At 59.3% G+C, this 17,788-nt stretch carries 21 protein-coding genes; 5 read left to right on the top strand and 16 right to left on the bottom strand.

From position 1 onward, the window contains the following. Positions 1 to 45 precede the first annotated feature (45 nt). Together dapD and GOX75_RS15445 are read right to left on the bottom strand one after the other, a co-directional pair. On the bottom strand, positions 46 to 873 hold the full coding sequence (dapD, locus tag GOX75_RS15440) for a 2,3,4,5-tetrahydropyridine-2,6-dicarboxylate N-succinyltransferase (protein ID WP_171124550.1): 828 nt from the start codon (positions 871 to 873) through the stop codon (positions 46 to 48). Between the two features lie 107 nt (positions 874 to 980). Beyond that, entirely contained in the window at positions 981 to 1,898 is a 918-nt protein-coding gene (locus GOX75_RS15445; protein WP_171124552.1) for a threonine/serine dehydratase, read from the bottom strand. Between the two features lie 79 nt (positions 1,899 to 1,977). Here GOX75_RS15445 and GOX75_RS15450 point away from each other — a divergent pair, with 79 nt between their 5' ends. Beyond that, positions 1,978 to 2,820 carry a TIGR00730 family Rossman fold protein gene (locus tag GOX75_RS15450; protein ID WP_171124554.1) on the top strand — a complete coding sequence of 281 codons (843 nt, stop codon included), beginning with the start codon at positions 1,978 to 1,980 and terminating at the stop codon, positions 2,818 to 2,820. Further along, a complete protein-coding gene (locus tag GOX75_RS15455) occupies positions 2,821 to 3,921 on the top strand; it encodes a cystathionine gamma-lyase (protein ID WP_171124556.1) in 1,101 nt (366 codons plus the stop codon). Here GOX75_RS15455 and GOX75_RS15460 read toward each other — a convergent pair whose 3' ends face one another. Next, a complete protein-coding gene (locus GOX75_RS15460; protein WP_171124558.1) occupies positions 3,922 to 4,308 on the bottom strand; it encodes a hypothetical protein in 387 nt (128 codons plus the stop codon). Positions 4,309 to 4,462: 154 nt separating this feature from the next. Between GOX75_RS15460 and GOX75_RS15465 the strand changes: the two genes are divergently transcribed. Together GOX75_RS15465 and GOX75_RS15470 are read left to right on the top strand one after the other, a co-directional pair. After that, the gene (locus GOX75_RS15465; RefSeq protein ID WP_171124560.1) at positions 4,463 to 5,380 is read left to right on the top strand and encodes a DnaJ C-terminal domain-containing protein; all 918 of its coding nucleotides are present in this window, start codon (positions 4,463 to 4,465) and stop codon (positions 5,378 to 5,380) included. Next, positions 5,377 to 5,721: a hypothetical protein gene (locus GOX75_RS15470; protein ID WP_171124562.1), complete on the top strand. Its 345-nt coding sequence runs from the start codon at positions 5,377 to 5,379 to the stop codon at positions 5,719 to 5,721. Before GOX75_RS15465 ends, GOX75_RS15470 begins: the two co-directional genes overlap by 4 nt. A 4-nt stretch (positions 5,722 to 5,725) precedes the next feature. On the opposite strand, the gene GOX75_RS15475 is transcribed toward GOX75_RS15470, so the two are convergent. From GOX75_RS15475 to GOX75_RS15495, 5 genes are all read right to left on the bottom strand, one after another. After that, complete coding sequence (locus GOX75_RS15475; RefSeq protein ID WP_171124564.1) at positions 5,726 to 6,352, bottom strand: cytochrome P460 family protein; 627 nt, start codon at positions 6,350 to 6,352, stop codon at positions 5,726 to 5,728. A gap of 228 nt (positions 6,353 to 6,580) precedes the next feature. Continuing rightward, positions 6,581 to 7,771: a 23S rRNA (adenine(2503)-C(2))-methyltransferase RlmN gene (gene rlmN, locus GOX75_RS15480; protein ID WP_171124566.1), complete on the bottom strand. Its 1,191-nt coding sequence runs from the start codon at positions 7,769 to 7,771 to the stop codon at positions 6,581 to 6,583. 78 nt (positions 7,772 to 7,849) lie between these two features. Continuing rightward, positions 7,850 to 8,227 carry a lysozyme inhibitor LprI family protein gene (locus GOX75_RS15485; RefSeq protein ID WP_171124567.1) on the bottom strand — a complete coding sequence of 126 codons (378 nt, stop codon included), beginning with the start codon at positions 8,225 to 8,227 and terminating at the stop codon, positions 7,850 to 7,852. A 148-nt stretch (positions 8,228 to 8,375) separates the two neighbouring features. Further along, positions 8,376 to 8,543, bottom strand: coding sequence for a hypothetical protein (locus GOX75_RS15490; RefSeq protein ID WP_171124569.1), 168 nt, complete (start codon positions 8,541 to 8,543; stop codon positions 8,376 to 8,378). A gap of 135 nt (positions 8,544 to 8,678) precedes the next feature. Continuing rightward, positions 8,679 to 9,215, bottom strand: coding sequence for an invasion associated locus B family protein (locus GOX75_RS15495; protein WP_171124571.1), 537 nt, complete (start codon positions 9,213 to 9,215; stop codon positions 8,679 to 8,681). Positions 9,216 to 9,393: 178 nt separating this feature from the next. Between GOX75_RS15495 and GOX75_RS15500 the strand changes: the two genes are divergently transcribed. Next, positions 9,394 to 10,392, top strand: coding sequence for an asparaginase (locus GOX75_RS15500; protein WP_171124573.1), 999 nt, complete (start codon positions 9,394 to 9,396; stop codon positions 10,390 to 10,392). A gap of 3 nt (positions 10,393 to 10,395) precedes the next feature. On the opposite strand, the gene GOX75_RS15505 is transcribed toward GOX75_RS15500, so the two are convergent. From GOX75_RS15505 to hutI, 8 genes are all read right to left on the bottom strand, one after another. Next, positions 10,396 to 10,716, bottom strand: a complete 321-nt coding sequence (locus GOX75_RS15505) for a YciI family protein (RefSeq protein ID WP_170388837.1) — start codon at positions 10,714 to 10,716, stop codon at positions 10,396 to 10,398. A 20-nt stretch (positions 10,717 to 10,736) separates the two neighbouring features. Further along, entirely contained in the window at positions 10,737 to 11,165 is a 429-nt protein-coding gene (locus GOX75_RS15510; RefSeq protein ID WP_171124575.1) for an SRPBCC domain-containing protein, read from the bottom strand. Then, positions 11,153 to 11,482: a helix-turn-helix transcriptional regulator gene (locus GOX75_RS15515; RefSeq protein ID WP_170388839.1), complete on the bottom strand. Its 330-nt coding sequence runs from the start codon at positions 11,480 to 11,482 to the stop codon at positions 11,153 to 11,155. The genes GOX75_RS15510 and GOX75_RS15515 overlap by 13 nt, the downstream gene beginning before the upstream one ends. A 44-nt stretch (positions 11,483 to 11,526) precedes the next feature. After that, the gene (gene serB, locus GOX75_RS15520) at positions 11,527 to 12,405 is read right to left on the bottom strand and encodes a phosphoserine phosphatase SerB (protein WP_171124577.1); all 879 of its coding nucleotides are present in this window, start codon (positions 12,403 to 12,405) and stop codon (positions 11,527 to 11,529) included. Between the two features lie 72 nt (positions 12,406 to 12,477). After that, a complete protein-coding gene (hutU, locus tag GOX75_RS15525; RefSeq protein WP_171124579.1) occupies positions 12,478 to 14,160 on the bottom strand; it encodes a urocanate hydratase in 1,683 nt (560 codons plus the stop codon). Continuing rightward, positions 14,157 to 14,975, bottom strand: a complete 819-nt coding sequence (gene hutG / locus GOX75_RS15530; protein WP_171124581.1) for an N-formylglutamate deformylase — start codon at positions 14,973 to 14,975, stop codon at positions 14,157 to 14,159. The genes hutU and hutG overlap by 4 nt, the downstream gene beginning before the upstream one ends. Beyond that, positions 14,975 to 16,504, bottom strand: a complete 1,530-nt coding sequence (gene hutH / locus GOX75_RS15535; protein ID WP_171124583.1) for a histidine ammonia-lyase — start codon at positions 16,502 to 16,504, stop codon at positions 14,975 to 14,977. Before hutH ends, hutG begins: the two co-directional genes overlap by 1 nt. Further along, the gene (hutI, locus tag GOX75_RS15540; protein WP_171124585.1) at positions 16,501 to 17,709 is read right to left on the bottom strand and encodes an imidazolonepropionase; all 1,209 of its coding nucleotides are present in this window, start codon (positions 17,707 to 17,709) and stop codon (positions 16,501 to 16,503) included. Before hutI ends, hutH begins: the two co-directional genes overlap by 4 nt. Between the last annotated feature and the right edge of the window lie 79 nt (positions 17,710 to 17,788).

Below are 17,788 nucleotides of genomic sequence, written 5' to 3' on the forward strand. Positions count from 1 at the left end.
AGGCCGCAGCGCGATGCTGCGGCCCTTTTCCGGCTGGAGCGAGTTTTAATCGCGCAGCAATTCGTTGATCCCTGTTTTCGAGCGGGTCTTTTCATCCACCCGCTTCACGATCACCGCGCAGTACAGGCTGACATTGTTCTTGGACGGCATCGAACCGGCGACAACTACCGAATAGGGCGGCACTTCGCCATACATGACCTCACCGGTTTCGCGGTCGACGATCTTGGTCGACTTGCCGATGAACACGCCCATGCCCAGAACCGAGCCTTCGCGAACGATGCAGCCCTCGACCACTTCCGAACGTGCACCGATAAAGCAGTTGTCTTCGATGATGGTTGGGCCGGCCTGCATCGGTTCCAGCACGCCGCCGATGCCGACGCCGCCCGACAGGTGAACGTTCTTGCCGATCTGCGCGCAGGATCCGACGGTAGCCCAGGTATCAACCATGGTACCCTCGTCCACATATGCGCCCAGATTCACGAAAGACGGCATCAGCACCACGCCCGGCGCGATATAGGCCGACTTGCGGACCACGCAGTTCGGAACGGCGCGGAACCCAGCATCCTTCCACTGGTCCTCGCCCCAACCGGTGAACTTGCTGTCCACCTTGTCCCACCAGCCGCCGTCCTGCGGGCCCCCGGTCTGGATTTCCATATCCTTGATGCGGAAGCCCAGCAAAACCGCTTTCTTGGCCCATTGGTTCACATGCCAATCACCGCTCTCCAGCTTTTCCGCCACGCGCAATGCGCCGCTGTCCAGTGCGTTCAGCGTATCCTCGATCGCCTCACGCTGCTCGCCCGTGGTGGCGGGGGTAATTGAGTCGCGCGCGTCCCAGGCGGCTTCGATGGCGGCTTCGAGTTGAGCGTTGGACATGGAGGGCTCCCTGCAGAATCTGTTCACGTTGGTCTTGCCTATACGCAAGCAAAGGACTGGCCGCAATGCGACGCAGCAGGCACAGTTTGCGTCCGGTCGGGTCGGTTTCAGCCGCCTAGCGGGTCAGGAGAGATGTTGCCACCGCAGATAAGCACCGCCACCCGCTCTTGCGGATCGGGTTTGTAAGCGCCCGACAGCAGCGCGGCCAAAGCTGTTGCGCCCGCAGGTTCGACAAGAATCCGATGGGCGCGCCACAACACCCTCTGCGCTTCAGCGATAGCCTCGTCCGACACCAGAACCGATGTCATGCCCTGCGCCAGTCCGAAGCAGATCGACCCGATCCGCCGCGCGCCCAGCGCATTGGCCGCTATCCCCGAAACGGTGACATCCACAGGTTCCCCGGCCCTTAACGCGGCATTCAGCGCGCAGGATGTCTCGGGCTCGACCGCCACAACCTTGCGCGCCCCTTGTAGCCATGCCAGCGCACCGGCGATCAGACCGCCGCCTCCGACCGCGACCAGAATAGTGTCCGCCTGCAACCCCTGCGCGTCCCATTCGGCGAAACAGGTGCCCTGACCAGCCACCGTCGTAGGCGCGTCATAAGCGTGTATCTGCATCGCGCCGGTCGCGTCCTCATGCGCCTTTGCCGCCGTCAACGCGTTGGCGTATTCGCCCGACACCACGCTCAAATCCGCGCCCGTTTGCCGGATCAACGCGATCTTGGACGGTCCGGCCAGTTCAGGCACGAAAATCTTGGCCGGATACCCCAATGTCTGAGCCGCATAAGCCGCCGCAGCGCCATGATTACCACCCGACGCGGCCACAACACCGGCCTCGGGGACATCCATGCTGAGCAGCGTGTTGAACGCCCCCCGCGCCTTGAAGCTGCCGGTGTGCTGCATATGCTCCAGCTTCATCTCAACCGGATAGTCCAACCCTAGCGCACGGCTTTCCATCACCGGCGTGACCTGTGCATATCCGGCAATCCGGTCGGCGGCTGCTGAAATTTCGCTCTTCCAATTCATTCTTGTTCTTCCGTGACTGGCACTCTGACCGCGAACCCTATAGCTGTTTTGGAAACACGCAAGCAGGGAAACTTCACCTATGAGAGAAGACCGCCACAGCCCGTTCCGCGACGCGCAGACCGACCGCTCGACCGCGAGCGAGGTGCCGGATACGCCGCAGACCCGCTCGCCCGCCTATCGCCTTGCCTTTGCCGATGATGAATTCCTGTGCCGCGATGAACTGCGCCCGGTTCGCCTGCAACTGGAACTGCTCAAGCCCGAGATGATCATGTCCGAACGCCAGATCACCTCAACCATCGTCATGTTCGGCGGTGCGCGCATTCCGGAACCATCGCAGAAACACACCGCGCGTACAGAAACGCTGGCCGGTCTGTCGCAATATTATGACGAGGCACGCGAGTTTGCCCGGCTGATGACCGAGAAATCGAACCAGACCGGTTGCCGCGAGAATGTGATCGTCACCGGCGGCGGCCCCGGTGTGATGGAGGCTGGCAATCGCGGCGCGCTGGATGCGGGCGGCTGTTCAATCGGTCTGAACATCGTACTGCCGCACGAACAGGCGCCGAATGAATACGTGACACCCGAACTCAGCTTCAACTTCCACTATTTCGCCATCCGTAAAATGCACTTCCTGATGCGCGCCCGCGCCATCACGATCTTTCCTGGCGGGTTCGGCACAATGGATGAGCTGTTTGAATCCCTGACCCTGATTCAAACCGGCCGGATGGATCGCGTGCCCTTCCTGCTGTTTGGCCGTGAATTCTGGGAAAAGGTCATCAACTGGGAGGCGCTGGCGGATGCAGGCACCATATCGGACGAAGATCTTGACCTGTTCCGCTTTGTCGACACCGCGCAAGAGGCGGTCGAGATCATCGAGAACTGGGAACCCGCCCCGCCCCGTGACGACATTCCGGGGCGCTGAATGATGGCCCCAAAACCCGGAGAGATGCTGCACCTGCGCGGCAATGCCCTGAATGCAGGCGACCCTGTGGCGCTGCCCCTCACGCAAAGCAGCATGTACCACCTGCCCGGCGCGCCGGATAGTCTGCCCACCTATGGGCGGGTCGATAACCCAACTTGGGTGCATCTGGAACATGTTCTGGCCCATCTGGAGGACGCGCCGTGCCTTGTGTTCCCATCAGGCATGGCCGCGATCTCGGCGGCGTTCTTTGCCACCATCAAGGCCGGGTCGCGCATCCTGATCCCGTCCGACGGCTATTACGTCACCCGCGTTCTGGCGGATCGGTTCCTGTCGGGTCTGGACGTGTCCGTTACTGAACGGTCCACTACCAGTTTCACCGAGGGCGGGTTTGACGGGTTCGATGTAGTTTTTGTCGAAAGCCCCTCAAACCCTGGTCTGGATATGATGGACCTGCCCGCGATTGCCCAAGCCGTGCGCGCGGTCGGAGGGATCACGATTGCCGACAACACCACCATGACCCCTCTGGGTCAGCGGCCGCTAGATCTGGGCGTGGATGTGGTTGTCGCGTCGGATACCAAAGCGATGGGTGGGCATTCCGACCTGCTGATGGGCCATGTCGCCAGCCGCAACGCGCAGATCATGGAGCGGGTTGAGGAGTGGCGCAAAGTTTCAGGCGCAATCCCCGGCCCGCATGAGGCATGGCTGCTGCATCGCGGGTTGGAAACGCTGGATGTGCGGTTCGACCGGATGTGTGCCTCGGCGCAGGTGCTGGCAGAACGGTTGGCGGATCACCCGGCGGTAAAGTCCATTCGTTATCCCGGCCTGCCCTCTGATCCTGCGCACGCGCTGGCCAAGGCGCAAGTGGCGCGGTTCGGATTCCTGCTGTCGATCACGCTGGACAGCGAAGACAAGGCCGAAACCTTTATCAACGCCTGCCCGATGCTGCGCCCCGCCACATCCTTCGGCGGTGTCCACAGTTCAGCCGAACGCCGCGCGCGGTGGGGCGACGATGTGGACCCGGCCTTCATCCGCCTTTCAGTTGGTTGCGAACCCGTCGAAGAACTTTGGCAGGCGATCAATACCAGCCTGACTGCGCTGTGATTACTTTTTCTTCTGCTCGCGCAGCTCAGTGAACACATAGATCGGCAGCACGATGCTGGCGATCAACGCCCCCAGCCAGACCAGCAAGGTCGCCGCCAGCAGGTTCGAAATTCCACCCACGGTCAGACCGTTGGTAATCAGGTCGGTCAGCAACAGCCCCACGAATGTCACGATCAGTGCGATACCGCCCTTGATCGCGGGGGCGCGCTTTTCACCCAGCTTCAGGATCAGCGGCTCCGCGATCCACTGAACCAGCGTAAAGACGATCACCACAACGATGAACGAAATCGGCCGGATCGCGAATTCGGGCAGCAAAATCGCGGCAAGCAACAACCCGATGGCGTTACCGACCAGCAGGGCCAGAATGGACTTGAGTCTGCGCGTCATTGAGGTCTCCGTCAGCAATCAATTAGAAACATGAAGATATTAGCAGAACTAAGCAATTTAGCGAGGCGTTTCAAAAGCCCCTTCCTTTTGGCCTGTTGAAATCGCATGATAAAACGGAACTATCAAGATCAGACCCCCACCGATGAGAGGTGAGATGAGCGACGATCCTTACTCCGTCCTTGGTGTTGCGAAAGACGCCACCGCTGCCGAAATCAAGAAAGCCTATCGGCGTATCGCCAAGGAATGTCACCCAGACCTGAAACCCGGCGACGCCGAGGCAGAGGCCAAGTTCAAAGCTGCCGCTGCTGCCTATGACCTGCTGAAAGATCCCGACACACGCGCGCGATACGACAATGGCGAGATTGACGCCTCGGGTCAGGAACGCGCCCAGAAGCAATATTACCGCGACTATGCCGAGGCCGCTGGAAACCCCTATCGCGGGCGGGCTGCGGACCCGGACGATATGTCCGACATCTTTGCCGAGTTCATGCGGGGGCGCGGTGGCTTTGGCCAGCGCACTCAGGAGTTTCACGCGCCCGGCCACAATCGCGGCTACAGCCTGCAAATCAGTTTTCTGGATGCTGTGTTCGGGGCAAGTCAGAAGCTGACGCTGCCCGATGGCGACCGGATCGAGGTCAAAATTCCGGCGGGCATCACCGATGGCCAGACAATCCGTCTGCGGGGCAAAGGCGATCCCGGCTTTGGAGAAGGGCCGCCGGGTGATGCTCTGGTCACGGTTTCGGTCGCGCCGCATCCGGTCTTTGACCGTCAGGGGGACGATATCCACATCACTCTGCCCATCTCGATTGATGAGGCCATATTGGGTGGAAAAGTCCCTGCACCAACGATTGATGGTGGCGTCAATGTCAGCGTCCCTGCAGGAACCAGCAGCGGCAAGACGCTGCGGTTGCGTGGCAAGGGAGTCAAAAAACGCGGGTCATCTGAACGGGGCGACCAGTTGATCGAACTGACTGTTGCCCTGCCAGACGAGATAGATGCAGACCTGAAAACTTTCTTCGAAACATGGCGCGAAGCCCACAGCTATGACCCGCGCAAAGGAATGCCGTCATGACACGCACCCTGACCGAAGAGGAACTGATCACAACCGTTGCCCGGCTGACGTCGACCCGGCTGTCCGAATATCTCGCCGCCGAAATCGTCATCCCGGAGCAGACAAACCGGGGATTGGTATATCACACTCTGGATGTGGCGCGTCTGGAGCTGGCCTGTGAATTGCACGAGCAATACGACATGGAAACTGACGCGCTGGCCATGATGATCTCGTTGATTGACCAGATGCACGGGTTGCGTGCTGAACTGCGCGAGGTTCTGAGCGCGGTCCAAGCCCAGCCCGACCCCGTGCGGCAAACCCTGATCGAAGTAATCGGCGCGGCGCGGTTCGGCCCCAGGTGACTGGTCAGTTACCGACCACGTATTCCTCGGGCACGAAAAAGGTATAGTCACGATCCGCGACGGCCTCGTGACAATCGTGGCAATAGGCGACGTTATCTGCGCGATCCCCCATTGTGTCGCCAAACAGGGACCCGTCCGGCATGACCATGATATAGCGCCAGTCAGCCGTTTCCGGACTGGTGCCTTCGGCCAGTTTTTCCATGACGAACAACGCACCGGGATGGGTGTTTCCTTCGTCCGTCACGGTCATGCTGTCCTTGGCCAGCACCGACCCGATCGGCAGTTTTTCACCTTCCTGCAAAGTCCCATAATTGTGCGCCATACGGTTTGCATAGCTGTTCACGAACCGCTGCCCATGCGTCGCTGATATATAGGGCGCGTCATTGAACAGAGGCCAGTTCTGGTAATTTCTCAACTGTTCAAACTGCGCTGCCGCATATCCTTGCGCCATTCGCCTTTGCAATGATGTGTAGATTTGCAGCGCTTCTTCCTTTGACAACTCTGCCGGGTTTTCAATCGCCAGATGCGCATCCTCCCCCCCGGACTGAGCCAGCGCCTGACCCGCATCAATAATTGCAAATGAAAGTGCGTAAATTAAACAAAGTCTTAGTGCTATCAAACGAGAAAACATACTGATCGCCCAAATGGTCAATTCGTTCAGTTGAAAGCCGCGTGCCGTGCAAGAGCAACAATAGCGCTCTTGAACAATCGCGCCATGTCCGGGTACCTACCTTCACCGCTTTGTGTGCTTGAGTGAAGGCAAATGCCGAGTCTAGATCAGACAAATATATCAAACTACGCATGCAATAGACAGCGTTTGACGCAGAAAATCTGGCAGAGGATGGCATAAATTTAGGGCTTAGTTCCCGTCCAGGCCCGCTTCTGCTGCGATCTGCTTGCGGGATTTTCTGGCGCGTTCGGTGGCCGATTTCAACTGGCCGCAGGCCGCCATGATGTCTTCACCGCGCGTTTTCCGTATCGGCGACGCGTATCCCGCCTGATAGATGATGTTCGCAAAGGCCCGGATGCGGTTGTTCGAGCTGCGTTTGTAGGGCGCACCGGGCCATTCGTTAAAGGGGATCAGATTGATCTTGGCCGGGATTTTGTGGCGCTTGATATGGTCGATCAGACGATGCGCGTCATCATCACTGTCATTCACGCCATCCAGCATCACGTATTCGAACGTGATCCGTTCAGAATTCGACGCATTGGGATAGCTGGCCAAAGCGCCCAGCAATTCCTCAATGTTCCAGCGTTTGTTGATGGGCACCAGTACGTCGCGCGTCTCGTCCGTGGTGGCGTGGAACGAGATCGCCAGCAGGCATCCGATTTCTTCGGCAGTGCGCGCAATCTCAGGCACAACGCCCGAGGTCGACAATGTGATCCGGCGACGTGACAGAGAAATGCCTTCGGGGTCCATGGCGATCTTCATCGCGTCGCGGACATTTTCGAAATTGTAGAGCGGTTCACCCATGCCCATCAGAACGATGTTCGACAGCAGGCGTGTTTCATCCTTGGGCGCGCCGGGGGTGGGCCATTCGTCCAGATCGTCGCGCGCCATCATAACCTGACCGACGATTTCCGCAGCGGTCAGGTTGCGCACCAGTTTCTGCGTGCCAGTGTGGCAGAAGGAACAGGTCAGCGTGCATCCGACCTGAGACGAGATGCACAGCGTGCCGCGATCTTCCTCGGGGATATAGACAACCTCGACCTCATGCCCACCGGCGATGCGGCACAGGTATTTGCGGGTGCCGTCTTCGGACACCTGACGGGTCACGACCTCGGGGATTTCGATGACGAAATGCTTGGCCAGTTGGGCGCGATACGCTTTGGCAAGGTTTGTCATCTCGGCGAAATCGCGCTTGCCCCACTGGTAAATCCACTGCCAGATCTGACCGGTGCGCATCTTGGCCTGCTTTTCCGGCGTGCCATGGTCGATCAGCGCCGCGCGCAACTGGTCACGGGTCAGCCCGACAAGGTTCACTTTCCCCTCGGGCAATTTGCGGGGGATCGTCATGACGTCTTGAGTGATCGGCGCTTTGGGCGACATGGGCTATCTCGGCAGATTCTGGCTTGGGATGCGCCTCTATATAGGACCCAGCGCAAAGATCAAAAGGAATCGTACAGATCAATTTGCAAGACGCAGCAGTTCGTCCACGCGCACCCGGCCAAGCTCAACACGGCAAGAGCTGATGCCGATGCCTGTCCCCGACCCGCCCCCATACGATGCACCCACTGCTTCGCACTGCGCGTCCCTGTATCTTATCCACGCATCTTGCGACGCTTCCAAGGCAGGCTGGACGACAACGCGTTGCGTCACGTCGTCCAGTTCTTTCGCGGACTGCATCGCAATGGCATAACTTGTCTCCAGTGCCAGTTCGACGCGCTGTTCCATGTCGCCGACACATGTTCCGATTTCGACCTGGGAACTTGCGTCCCCACACTCCAAAGCAGGATCCGCCGCTGCGGAGGACGAAAGCAACAAGACGAAAAAAGCAAAACGCATGACCAACCCCCTGAAATCACTGGTGCGGCAATTGCTATAATAGCACGCAATCGGCAGCGACCCCAAACGCGTGTTGGCCGCATCAGCTGGGCTTATGCGGCCGATGCCCTAAGGTTTGTTCGGACTGAGTTGTGCCGCCGAAAGACGCTCAGACCCCGGCAGGCAGGATATCACAGTCCGAGGCGTCCAATGTTTTCACCGGATCATCCGGGCCGCATTGGTCCCCGGTTACTGGGTAGGTATCTGCTTCTTTTTCACACGCACCAAGAAACACGGTGGCCGCCATCAACAACGCAGAAAGGGATTTGTTCAGCATCTGCAGGTTCCTTCATCATTACTGAACCGATGAGTTCAGAAAATGAGGCTCCTCGCTTTGATACGGATCAAATTGACGGTCAACACCCGGCAAAAGAGAACCCAGCTAAATGACGGGGCGATCTGCCGAACAAACCTATTGGTTGGTGCAGCGCTTTTCTGCGTCTTCAATCGCAGCCGTGAACCCCAGCAACGAGAACGTGTCCTTGGTCTGCGTGCCACGCTCGGACCGGGCCGTCAGGACAGCTTCGGTGCCGCGCTTCATAGCTGCAACCACTTTGAGGTCTTCGCCTTCAGTTGCGGGCCATGCCCATTCGCCTTCGGTGATAAGCTCGAACTTGGTGCCGTCAACGTCCAGGTTAACAGTTGAACCAGCTGCAAAGGGATAGCCGCCGGTGAACGTGACTTGACCCTTCACTTCGGCGTTGGGGCGGTAAAAGACGAACAACAGGATGTCGCTGCGGCGGACCGACACAACACGCCCACCGCGTGTGTTTACCGTTTCTTTCGGGGCGGATACGCTCCAGCATTCCGTGGGATCATCCTCGACGAACACGCTCCAGTCAGTTTTGGCTGCAACGCGATTTGTGCTGGTCGCCTGCTGAGCGGTTGCTGTTGTAGCCATCCCTGCCACGCAAAGACCCGCGATCACGCGGACAAGCTTTGATCCCATTGTCCAGCCTCCTAGCTCGACCTAATACCTCATACCCACCGAACATGCCTGCGAACCCTGCCTGGTTCGTCTGTGAGTTGCGTAATCCGGTGATTGCCGACATACACACACTAACGCAGGTTTCGCCACAGGCGAAAGGGCGATTGGCAGAATTTTGCGCATGTTACGGAGGGTCCAGATGACGCAGCCGGTACCAATGACAGAACTGTGGCGCGGCCCCTTGCTGGAGAGCCTGCATCTGGGCCACGCGGTGATCTGCGATGACAGCGGCCAGATCGTGCAAAGCTGGGGCGATCCTGACGCGGTGATCTATCCGAGATCCTCGGCCAAGATGATCCAGGGGCTTCCGCTGATTACATCCGGGGCGGCGGCGAAATACGGGCTGAATTCGGAACATCTGGCACTGGCCTGCGCGTCCCACAGCGGCGCGCACATCCACACGGATCGGGTGTCGGCCTGGCTGGATCATCTGGGCCTGACCGAACACGATCTGCGCTGCGGCCCGCAAGAACCGCAAGACATGGCGGCACGCGACGGCTTGATACTGGCGGATGACACACCCTGCCAGATTCACAACAACTGCTCTGGCAAGCATTGCGGGTTCCTGACCGTGGCCCAGCATATGGGGGCCGGGCCAGAATACCTTGAGATCGACCACCCCGTGCAACAGGCGTGCCTGTCAGCCATCGAAGAAACAACCGGCGAGACCAGCCCGGCCTATGGGATCGACGGTTGCTCGGCCCCCAACTTTGCAACCTCGCTGGCTGGGTTGGCGCGGTCGATGGCACGGTTTGCCAGCGCCGCGGACCGGTCGGATCGCGCCAGCGATGCGGCGGCGCAACTGACGGCTGCGATGATCAAACATCCTGAACTGGTTGCCGGGGAAAGCCGCGCCTGCACCGAATTAATGCGCGCCATGGGTGGCCGTGCAGCTATCAAAACCGGGGCTGAGGCCGTTTTTGTTGCAATACTCCCGGAGAAACGCATGGGGGTCGCGCTGAAGATCACCGACGGCACCACGCGGGCCAGCGAATGTGCCATTGCCGCCATTCTGGTCAGCCTTGGTGTGCTGGAGGCCGATCACCCGGCCACCCGTAAGTTCATGAACGCCATACAATACAGCCGTCGTGGTCTGGAATGCGGGCTAATACGCCCAGCGCCGGGTTTCCCCGGCTAGGCGTTACATCTCGATCTCGTGTACCTCGGCCACCTCGACCGAGCCTGAACCGTTCACCACCATCGGGCAGCCCTTGGCCATCTCGGTTGCGGCATCCATGCTATCGGCCTTGATGACAGTAAAGCCCGAGGCCGGGTTTGCGCCGCCATTGTCAACCACACCACTGGAGCTGACCGTATAGGACTGACCAACCGGGTTTCCCGGGATTTCAAGCGCCGCGCCCATATTCTGGAACCAAGCGCCCCAGGCGGCCATGGTCGCTTCGATCTCGGCCGGGTCGGTCGGAGTATGACCACCGTGATAAACAAAAAGAAATTGCGGCATTCTTTCCTCCCTACTGAAATCTAATTCAACTGCGCAGCAAGCTTGTTGAGCGTCGAGGTCCAGCCTTTTTCATGGTTGGCTGCGATATCGTCGTCACCCAGTTCGCGGTGATCAATGATCAACCGTGCGCCTTGGCCAGCGGCTTCAACGAATAGCGTCACGTGACTTTCCGCGCCGCGCCGATCCTGATCGTCATGCCAGCCCCACGTAAACCCGACGGATTTGGGCGGATCAACGTGTGTGACCTGCCCCGATACCTTGAACCGCTGGCCCTCTGCGTTCTGCATCACCGAATACCACGGGCCAAGGCGTGAAAAATCCAGATTGTGTTCGGGCACATGCACGCCTTCCGGCCCCCACCACAGCAACAGCTTTTCTGCATTGCTGATCCAGGCAAACAGGTCCTTGGGGTCTATCGGGAACTCTCGCTCCAGTTTCAGGTCGGCCATGACTGCTCCTTTTCGATAGCGTCGCCCAGACGATCAAGGCTGCTTTCCCAGAATTGCCGTTTCGAGATGGTCCATTCAGCAACGGCCCGCAGCCCTTCGGCCCGGATGGAATACATGCGCTGCGTCCCATGCACACGCTGCTGAACCAGACCCGCCTCACGCAGCACCTTCAAATGCCGCGAGATCGCAGCACCGGACATGCCGCGCCCTTCGATCAGGTCACCGGCAGGCAGTTCTCCGTCTTGCATTAACTGTTCGACGATCGAAAACCGGGTGGCATCGGACAATGCGGAAAAAGCGGTCAGAAGTGTGTTCATAACCGATTATTAACATTTTTGTTAAATTTAGAAAAGCCCAGATATCACGCACAGACAAAATCGGACCGAGCGTATCCTTGCACGTATAGCAGAGCAGTCAAATCACCGTGGTTGACCCGAACATCGCATTTCTCGGCGACTGAGGGCTTGGCATGCAGCGCGACACCCGTTCCAGCGCGGCCCAGCATCCCAAGATCATTTGCACCGTCGCCCACGGCAATCACGTCCTCCTCAGACAAACCCAGCCGCGCCGTGATCTGCTCCAGGGCGTCTACCTTGGCCTGCCGTCCCAGAATTGGGTGCTGAACGTCGCCTGTCAGTTTGCCGTTCTCGGCCAGCAGGGTGTTGGCCCGGTTTTCATCGAAGCCCAAAACCTCTCCGACTTTTGCTGTGAAGGCCGTAAACCCGCCTGAAACAAGCGCTGCGTATCCGCCGGTTGCACGCATGGTCGCGACCAGTTCCTGACCGCCGGGCATCAGGGTAATCCGTTCGGCCAGCACTTTGGCGATCACGGCCTCGTCCAGACCTTTCAAAAGACCGACGCGTTCAGTCAGCGCGCCTTCGAAATCCAGATCACCGTTCATCGCGCGGGCGGTGATATCCTTGACACGGTCGCCGACGCCCGCTTCGTCCGCCAATTCGTCGATACACTCCTGCTGGATCATGGTGCTGTCCATATCGGCCAGCAGCATCTTTTTTCGCCGTCCTTCGGTGGGCTGCAGGACGAGATCAACACCCATCTTCTGCAAATCCGCCCAGACGTCCCATTGATTGTCCGGCGTCCGAGTAACCGAAAACTCGGCCGCCTCGTTCGGGCTGAGCCAAACGATGTCGCCCCCGCCCCACGCATTGCGCAACGAGTCCACCAGTGTCTGGTTCAGCGTCGGCGCGTCGGGGTTGGTGATCAGTGTGGCAACGTACATCTTCGGTCTCCTGCAAGCTGCCCTGCGCATATCGCAGGTGCAGCATTTTCGCCAGAGACAGATTGATGCGGCCTAGCCCAGAATTCCCGGCAACCGCAAACCATGGTCGCGTGCGCAATCCTTTGCGATGTCATAGCCCGCATCCGCATGTCGCCACACACCCGAGGCCGGGTCGTTCCACAACACACGCTCCAACCGCCGTGCTGCATCCTCGGTTCCGTCGGCGCAGATCACCACGCCAGCGTGCTGACTGAAGCCCATGCCAACACCGCCGCCATGGTGCAGCGATACCCATGTCGCGCCACTGGCCGTGTTGATCAACGCATTCAGCAAAGGCCAGTCACTTACCGCGTCGGATCCATCCAGCATCGCTTCGGTTTCGCGGTTGGGACTGGCGACCGAGCCGCTGTCCAGGTGGTCGCGTCCGATCACGACCGGGGCTTTCAACTCACCATTGGCCACCATCTCGTTGAAAGCCAAACCCGCGCGGTGCCGGTCCCCCAGCCCGATCCAACCGATACGGGCAGGCAACCCTTGAAATGCGATCCGATCTCGGGCCATGTCCAGCCAACGATGGAGGTGCTCATTCTCGGGGAACAGTTCCTTCATCTTGGCGTCGGTCTTGTAGATATCCTCGGGGTCACCGGACAGCGCGCACCAGCGGAACGGACCGATCCCTTTGCAGAACAGCGGTCGGATATAGGCAGGAACGAAACCGGGAAAGGCAAAGGCATTCTCCAGCCCTTCATCCTGCGCCACCTGTCGGATGTTGTTACCATAATCCAGAGTCGGCACGCCTGCGTTCCAGAAGTCCACCATCGCCGCAACGTGCTGCTTCATTGATGCGCACGCGGCCTTTTCGACCGATTTAGGGTCTGTTTCACGCTTATCGCGCCATTCGGCCATCGACCATCCCAAGGGCAGATAGCCGTTGATCGGGTCATGTGCACTGGTCTGGTCAGTAACGATGTCAGGGCGCATCCCACCGTCGGCCATACGGTGGTAAATCTCGGGGAAAACCTCAGCAGCATTGCCCAGCAAACCAACCGATTTCGCCTCTCCCGCTTTAGTCCAGCGGTCGATCATCGCCAATGCCTCGTCCAGAGTGTCGGCCTTTTCGTCCAGATATTTTGTCCGCAGGCGGAAATCGATGCTGTCGGGATTGCACTCGACCGCCAAACAACAGGCCCCGGCGAAAACAGCCGCCAAAGGCTGCGCGCCGCCCATGCCGCCCAGACCGCCGGTCAGAATCCATCGGCCCGTCAGATCGCCGCCATAGTGCTGGCGTCCAGCTTCGGCAAAGGTTTCATAGGTGCCCTGAACGATGCCTTGCGTGCCGATATAGATCCACGACCCCGCAGTCATCTGGCCGTACATCATCAAGCCCTTCTTATCGAGCTCGTTGAAATGGTCCCATGTCGCCCAATGCGGCACGATGTTGGAATTGGCGATCAAGACGCGCGGCGCATCCTTGTGCGTGCGGATGATGGCCACAGGTTTACCAGACTGGACGATCAGGGTCTCGTCCTCCTCCAGATCCTTTAGGCCAGCCACGATCCTGTCGAAATCCTTCCACGTGCGCGCCGCCCGTCCGATACCGCCATAAACCACCAGCTCATGCGGGTTTTCGGCCACATCCGGATGCAGGTTGTTCATCAACATCCGCAGCGGGGCCTCGGTTACCCAGCTTTTGGCATTCAACTCGGGGCCGGTCGGCGGATAGACATCGCGGGTGTTTTTACGCGGATCGCTCATGTGTGGGCTCCTGTGTTGGTGAGTTCGCCTGAAAGCGCCAGTTCGTTTAAACGGGACAACATATTGCGCAGATGAGGTCGCACGGCTGCGGCCCGGTCATCCCGCCACGTCCAGGGGGGTGTTTCGTCCATATAGGCCCGCTGTGCGATTTCCATCTGGATCGCGTGGATACCCTCGGACGGGCGGCCGTAATGGCGCGTCGTCCATCCCCCCCGGAAGCGACCGTTCAGAACGGATGAAAACCCGTCCGCCTCAGTCGCGAAGTGATGCACAGCCTGCTCAACAGCGGGATGACAGCTCTGGCCGACATTTGTGCCTGTATTGAACACCGGCAATTCGCCTTCAAACAGATAAGGGATCACCGACCGGATCGAGTGGCAATCGAACAGGATTGCAACACCGTGGCGATCGCGGACCCGTTCCAACTCTTGCCGCAAAGCATCGTGATAGGGTGCGTGAAACGCCAGCCGCCGGCTTTCCGTTTCCTCCGCCGAAGGAGTCTGACCCTCGGCCCAGATCGGGTGCCCGTCAAAATCTGTCAACGGGACAAGCGTCGTCGTGTTTTGCCCGGGATACAGCGACGCCCCATCCGGTGCGCGATTGGCATCAACGACGTAGCGATGGATGTTGAATTGAACGACGGAAACCCCGTCAAAAAGGCCATCATAGAGCCTGTTTATGTGCCAGTCGGTATCGCTAAGCCCACGGCCGGTATCATTCAGGCGCGCCGCGATATCGGCGGGTACAAATGTCCCGCCATGAGGTTGCCCCAGCACGATCGGCCCGTCGCCCTTTAGGACGTTGACCACTTGCATCAGTTCAGCCCCGGCATTGGGGTGCCTACCGCGCGCAGGATATCCCCACCTGCAACCAGCTTTTTCGCAGCTTCAAGGTCCGGGGCAAGATAGCGATCATCCTTTAGCGGGTCGATGTCCGCGCGCAGACGCTTGATGACCTGCTGCAACGGCACGCTGGTCCTCAGCGGAGCGCGAAATTCCACACCCTGAGCAGCGCACAGCAATTCGACCCCCAGAATATAGCTTAGGTTGTCCACCATCCGCATCAGACGCCGCGCCCCGTGTGCAGCCATCGAGACGTGGTCTTCTTGGTTGGCAGATGTTGGAGTGCTGTCTGTCACGCAAGGGTTCGCCTGATGCTTGTTTTCGCTCATCAACGCGGCTGTGGTGACTTCGGCGATCATAAGGCCCGAGTTCAATCCCGGCTCGGGCGTCAGGAAGGGCGGCAGGTCAAAGCTGAGCGCAGGGTCAACCATCAAAGCAATACGGCGCTGCGCAATCGCGCCGATTTCTGACAGGGCCAGTGCGATCATATCCGCCGCAAATCCCACGGGTTCGGCATGGAAATTCCCACCTGACAGAATTGCGTCCTCAAGCACCAACGGATTATCCGTGGCGGCGTTGGCCTCAATCCCCAGCGTGGTCGCCGCCTGACGCATGACATCCATCGCCGCGCCAGTGACCTGTGGCTGGCACCGGATGCAATACGGGTCCTGCACGCGGGTGTCCCCGTCACGATGGCTCTCACGGATTTCGGACCCGGCGAGAATGGATCGCATGGCACCTGCGGCTTCGGTTTGCCCACGATGACCGCGCAGGGCGTGAATCTCGGGCCGCAGAGGGGCGGTAGATCCCATTATCGCGTCCGTCGAAAGCGCTGAAATGGTCAAAGCGTTCTGGGCTGCACGCCAGGCTTCGAACAATCCGGCCAGCGCGTATGCGGTTGAGAATTGGGTGCCGTTAATAAAGGCCAACCCTTCTTTTGGTCCAAGCTCAACAGGCTCTAACCCGACCGAATTCAGCGCTTCGCGCCCGGGTAATAGGCTGCCGTCTACGTCGGCCTCACCCTCTCCGATAAACACGGCTGTCATATGCGCCAGCGGTGCAAGATCGCCAGAAGCGCCTACAGACCCCTGCGCAGGCACAACCGGAGTAACCCCGCGCTCTAGCATATTTTGCAACAGCTCGATCAAGTCCCAACGCACACCCGACGCTCCGCGCCCGAACGAGATCAGTTTAAGCGTCATCATAAGCCGGGTAATGCGGCGGGGCACAGCAGACCCGACGCCACAGCAATGGCTGAGGATCAGGTTACGCTGCAGCTTGGCGGTGTCATCCGCCTTGATCTTATGGCTGGCCAGCTTGCCAAAGCCGGTATTGACGCCATAAACGGCGGCTTCTCCTGCGGCGGCCTCACGAACACGTGCCGCTGCCGCATCGACTGCCGGCCTGCACCCGTCTTCCAGAAAAGCCGAAGCCTGCGTCCAATAGACCTCCGCAAGATCAGACAGCGAAACCTGTCCCGGCACCAAAGCGTAGCGCGTCATGCCTGACCTCCGGATATGCGCGTATGCAGGGGGTTGAATCCAATCCGGTACGGCAACTCTGCCGGATGCTGAACATCCCACACTGTCAGATCGGCGCGCTGACCTACAGCGATCGTGCCGGTATCCCGAAGCCCAAGCGCGCGGGCCGCATTCCGGGTGACCCCGGCCCATGCTTCTTCGGGGGTCAGGCGGAACAGGGTGCAGGCCATGTTCATCGTCAGCAAAATGGACGCCAACGGTGACGACCCCGGATTGCAATCCGTCGCCAGCGCGATAGGCACATGACTGTCTCTTAGCATCTGCACCGGAGGAGCCTGCGTTTCCCGCAAGGTGTAGAACGCCCCCGGCAAAAGCACCGCTACGGTGCCCGCTTCCGCGATTGCCGATACGCCATCCGCGTCCAGATACTCGATATGATCAGCGGACAAAGCCCCGTATCTGGCCGCCAGTTTTGCGCCGCCAAGATTTGAAAGCTGTTCGGCATGCAGTTTAACGGGCAACCCAAGGTGCTTGGCTTCGTCAAAAACAACGGTGATCTGGTCTGGCGAAAAGGCTATTCCTTCACAAAAGCCGTCTACCGCATCCACCAACCCCTCGGCCTGAGCCGCGCGCAGGGTTGGAAGGCAAACGTCATACAGATAGTCGTCTGGCCGGCCCGCATGGTCAGGTGGCACAGCATGTGCGCCCAAAAAGCTTGTTCTGACCCGAACCCGGCGAGCCTGCCCGATCTGACGCGCCACGCGCAGCATTTTCAGTTCGGTTTCAGTATCCAACCCATAACCGGATTTGATTTCGATGCAGGCGACACCTTCGGCCATCAATGCATCCACGCGCGTCAGGGCATCGGTCAATAGCTCTGCTTCACTGGCCTGTCGTGTCGCCGTGACCGTCGAAAGGATTCCGCCCCCCGCGCGCGCAATCTGTTCGTATGAGGCACCGTTCAGCCGCATCTCGAACTCTGCTGCCCGGTTGCCCCCGAATACAATATGCGTGTGGGCGTCAATCAGGGCCGGTGTCATCAATCTGTCCCCAAAATCCGTGCTTGGCCACGCCTTATAATGCTGGGGCAAGGCTAACTTGGGGCCGAACCACGCAATTCTCTCACCTTCGACCGCAACCGCCATTTCCCGGCCCAAACCGTATGGCTCAGACCCCGGCATCATCGAGGCCACCTGAGAACAGAAAAGGACCGATTGTGCCGCCATGACGATTCCTTGGGGTTCCCGTTGCAATTTGCTATTTCGTATATGTATAAATATTTAAAGTCTATACAAATTGGAATGC

The organism is Ruegeria sp. HKCCD7251 (assembly GCF_013031165.1).
Lineage (GTDB): Bacteria > Pseudomonadota > Alphaproteobacteria > Rhodobacterales > Rhodobacteraceae > Ruegeria.